4 protein-coding genes are annotated in these 3,937 nt (G+C 75.0%); all 4 read left to right on the forward strand.

The features are described from left to right. Positions 1-800 (forward strand): 16S rRNA (cytosine(1402)-N(4))-methyltransferase RsmH (gene rsmH, locus ABZ641_RS28560; RefSeq protein WP_359986302.1); only part of this gene is annotated, 800 nt, incomplete at its 5' end. A 193-nt stretch (positions 801-993) separates the two neighbouring features. Continuing rightward, on the forward strand, positions 994-1,452 hold the full coding sequence (locus tag ABZ641_RS28565; RefSeq protein ID WP_359986305.1) for a cell division protein FtsL: 459 nt from the start codon (positions 994-996) through the stop codon (positions 1,450-1,452). Further along, on the forward strand, positions 1,449-3,563 hold the full coding sequence (locus ABZ641_RS28570; protein WP_359986308.1) for a penicillin-binding protein 2: 2,115 nt from the start codon (positions 1,449-1,451) through the stop codon (positions 3,561-3,563). The genes ABZ641_RS28565 and ABZ641_RS28570 overlap by 4 nt, the downstream gene beginning before the upstream one ends. 113 nt (positions 3,564-3,676) lie before the next feature. Next, on the forward strand, positions 3,677-3,937 hold a 261-nt coding region (locus ABZ641_RS28575), incomplete at its 3' end, for a Mur ligase domain-containing protein (protein WP_359986311.1).

Raw genomic sequence — 3,937 nt, forward strand, 5'->3', positions numbered from 1 at the left:
ACCCGCACGCCCGCGACCCGGCCGCGCTGCGGCTCTCCGCCGAGCGCCTGGCCCCGTTCGGCGACCGGGCCACCCTGGTGCACGCCGTGTACGACGAGATCCCGCAGGTCCTCGACGACCTCGGCATCCCCGAGGTGCACGGCGTCCTGTTCGACCTCGGCGTCTCCTCGATGCAGCTCGATGAGGCCGACCGCGGCTTCGCCTACGCCCAGGACGCCCCGCTCGACATGCGGATGGACCAGACCCGCGGGCTGAGCGCGGCCGAGGTCCTCAACACCTACAGCCACGGCGACCTCGCCCGGATCCTCAAGGTCTACGGCGAGGAGCGGTTCGCCGGGAAGATCGCCTCGGTGATCGTCCGCGAACGGCAGAAGGAACCGTTCACCACCAGCGCGCGTCTCGTCGAATTGGTACGCAACGCCATCCCGGCGGCGACCCGGCGCACCGGCGGTAACCCGGCCAAGCGCACCTTCCAGGCCCTGCGGATCGAGGTCAACGGGGAACTGGAGGTGCTGGACCGGGCGATCCCCGGCGCGCTGGAACGCCTCGCGGTCGGCGGCCGGATCGTGGTCATGTCCTACCAGTCCCTGGAGGACCGCCTGGTCAAGCAGTACTTCCAGGCCGGCGCCACGTCCACCGCCCCGCCCGGGCTGCCGTTCGTACCCGAGGAGCACCAGCCCTGGCTGAAGCTGCACACCCGCGGCGCGGTGCTGGCCACCGAGGCGGAGATCGAGGAGAACCGGCGCGCCGCGCCCGTCCGGCTCCGCGTGGCGGAGAGGATCAGGGCGACCCGGCGCTGACCGGGGCGGACGGCGAGCGAGGAACGGCGAGAGGGAGGGCGCGGTGCCGGTGGCCGGCGGTGGGCCCCTGCTGCCCGCGGGCGGGCGGGGCGGTCGGACCCGGAGGAGCGGCGCGCTCCCCGGGCAGGCGGGACGGGGTCGGCTCACCGCCCGTCCGCAGTCCCGGTCGGTCCGCGGACGGACACCGTTCGCCGTGCTGATCGTGGTGCTGCTCTCGGCCGGGCTGCTCGGCCTGCTGATGCTCAACACCGCCCTCAACGAGGGCTCCTTCGAGCTGTCCCGGCTGAAGAAGCAGACCACCGACCTCACCGACGAGAAGCAGGGCCTGCAGGCGCAGATCGACCAGAACGCCGCCCCCGACGCACTGGCCCGCCGCGCCCGCGAACTGGGCATGGTGCCCGGCGGCGGCCCGGCCTTCCTGCAGGACGACGGCAAGGTGCTCGGCAAGCCCGGCCAGGCCCAGGACAGCCCGCCGGTCAAGCGGCCCGAGGACGCCTCCGCCGCGCCCGCGGCCCCCTCCGGCGACCCCTCCGCCGGCGCCCCGGCGCCGGCGTCCCCCTCGCCGACCGCGGGCGACGACGGGGTGCAGATCGCCCCCGCCCCGCCGGCCACGGCGACCCCGACGGCCCCGCACCCCGGGAGCGGACGATGAGCACACCGCGCCGGCCGCAGGGCCCCGGCGACCGCAGGCCGCACCGCCCCGGCGAGCCCGGCCGCAAACCCGCCGACCGGGCCCGCACCCCCCGCCCGCGCTCCGCCGACCAGGCCCGCCGGACGCCCCCGCGCCCGGACCGCGGCCGTGGCGCCGACCCCCGGGCCGCCCGCCCGGCCCGCCGCCCGCAGCGCCCCGCCGCCCGCCCGCAGCCGCGCATGATCCGTCTCGCCGACCCGCGCAAGCGGCTGCGGCTGGCCGGCATCGCGCTGGTCGTCGTCTTCACGGTGTTCGCCGGACGGCTCGTCCAGCTGCAGCTGCTCGACTCGCACGCGCTCGCCTCCGAGGCCGGCGCCAACCAGTACGTGCCGGTCGTGCTGTCCGCGGAGCGCGGCTCGATAACGTCCAGCGACGGCACCGTCCTGGCGACCACCGTGGACGCCTACGACATCACCGCCGACCCCACGCTGTTCACCCCCGCGGCCACCCACGTCCCGGACGCGCCGGAGCAGGCCGCCGCGCTGCTCGCCCCGATCCTCGGCGTGCCCCAGGAGAAGATCGCCGGACTGCTGCACCTCAACCCGAAGAACCCGAAGAGCCGGTACGCGCTGCTCGCGCCCCGGCAGACCCCGGAGGCGAAGAACAGGATCGCCGACCTGCGCGCCGACCTGGCCAAGCAGGCCGACAGCAAGGCCTGCCGGGGGCAGCGGCAGCTGCTCGGCAAGCCCGTGGAGAAGGGCGGCCGCACCGCGGTCGACGCCGCCTGCGCCAACACCCTCGCCGGGGTGGTCTGGTCGCCCAGTAAGCGGCGGGTCTACCCGGCCGGCGACCTCGCCGGCAACCTGGTCGGCTTCGTCAACGCCGAGGGCACCGGTACCGGCGGCCTGGAGCTGCAGTACCAGAAGGACCTCGCGGGCGTGGACGGCCGCTCCACCTACGCCTCGGTCGGCGGGCGGATCGTGCCCGGCTCCGGCGGCGGCATGCAGGCCCCGGTGCCCGGCACCGACCTGCGGCTGACCGTCGACAAGGACATCCAGTGGGCGGCCCAGCGGGCCATCACCGACCAGGTCGCCAACGCCGGGGCGGAGAAGGGCTACGTCGTCGTCCAGGACGTGAAGACCGGCCGGGTCCTCGCCATGGCCACCTCGCCCGGCCTGGACCCGAACAAGCTCGCCTCGGCCCGGCCCGAGCAGCTCGGCAACGCCGCCGTCCAGGACGCGTACGAGCCCGGCTCCACCGCCAAGCTGATGACCATGGCCGCGGTGCTGGACACCGGCACCGCGAGCTGGGACACCCACGTCACCGTGCCCAACACGCTGCAGCGCTCCGACCGGGTCTTCCACGACGACGTCGACCACGAGACCTGGTACCTGACGCTGGCCGGCGTGCTCGCCAAGTCCTCCAACATCGGCACCATCGAGGCCGCCGAGCACCTGGGCAAGGACCAGGCCGCGGCCAACAAGGTGCTCGGCGGCTACCTGCAGAAGTTCGGGATCGGGCAGCCCACCGGCCTCGGCTTCCCCGGCGAGACCCGCGGCATCCTCGCCAAGCCGGAGGACTGGAAGGGCTCGCAGCAGTACACCATCCCGTTCGGGCAGGGCCTGTCGGTCAACGCCCTGCAGGCCACCTCGGTCTTCTCCACCATCGCCAACGGCGGGGTGCGGGTCGCCCCCGGCCTGGTCATGGGCACCACCGGCCCGGACGGCCGCTACACCCCGACCCCGCCGGGCGCGCAGACCCGGGTGGTGAGCGAGGCGACCGCGAAGACGCTCACCGAGATGCTGGAGTCCGTCGTCACCGACGAGCAGGGCACCGGCACCAAGGCGGCGATCCCCGGCTACCGTGTCGCCGGCAAGACCGGCACCGCCAACCGCGTGGACCCGAAGACCGGCCGGTACTCCGGGTACACCGCCTCCTTCATCGGCTTCGCGCCGGCCGACCAGCCCCGGGTCACGGTCTCCTGCGTGATCCAGGACCCGGTCAACGGCCACTTCGGCGGCCAGCTGTGCGGCCCGGTGTTCAAGCAGGTGATGGAGTTCGCCCTGAAGACCCTGCGGGTCGCGCCGAGCGGCAGCGAGGCGCCGAACCTGCCCGTCGACTGGAAGCCCTGATGAACGACGCCCCCGACCACCGCAGCAGCGATCCGCGCCCGGCGGAGCGGAACGACGGGGGCACCCCCGCCCGGTTTGGCCCTGGAGGCCCTTCGGCCGATACCCTGCCCGCCGTGCCGAAACCCGATCAAATCTCCGCGAGCCCGCCCCGCCCCTCCAGCCCGGCGGCGCTGCCGCTCGCCGAGGTCGCCCGACAGCTGGGCCTGGCGCCCGCCGAGGGCGCGGAGGACACCGGGGTCACCGGCATCACCCACGACTCCCGGGCGGTGCGTCCCGGCGACGTGTACGTGGCCTTCCCCGGTGCCAACCACCACGGCGCCGCCTTCGCCGGACAGGCGGTGGCGGCGGGCGCCGTCGCCGTGCTGACCGACCCG

The sequence above is a fragment of the Kitasatospora sp. NPDC007106 genome, from assembly GCF_040634455.1.
Classification (GTDB): Bacteria; Actinomycetota; Actinomycetes; order Streptomycetales; family Streptomycetaceae; genus Kitasatospora; species Kitasatospora arboriphila.

Coding starts and splice junctions, on each gene's coding strand:
- ABZ641_RS28570 (WP_359986308.1), top strand. CDS start 1,449: ATGAGCACACCGCGCCGGCCGCAGGGCCCCGGCGACCGCAGGCCGCAC.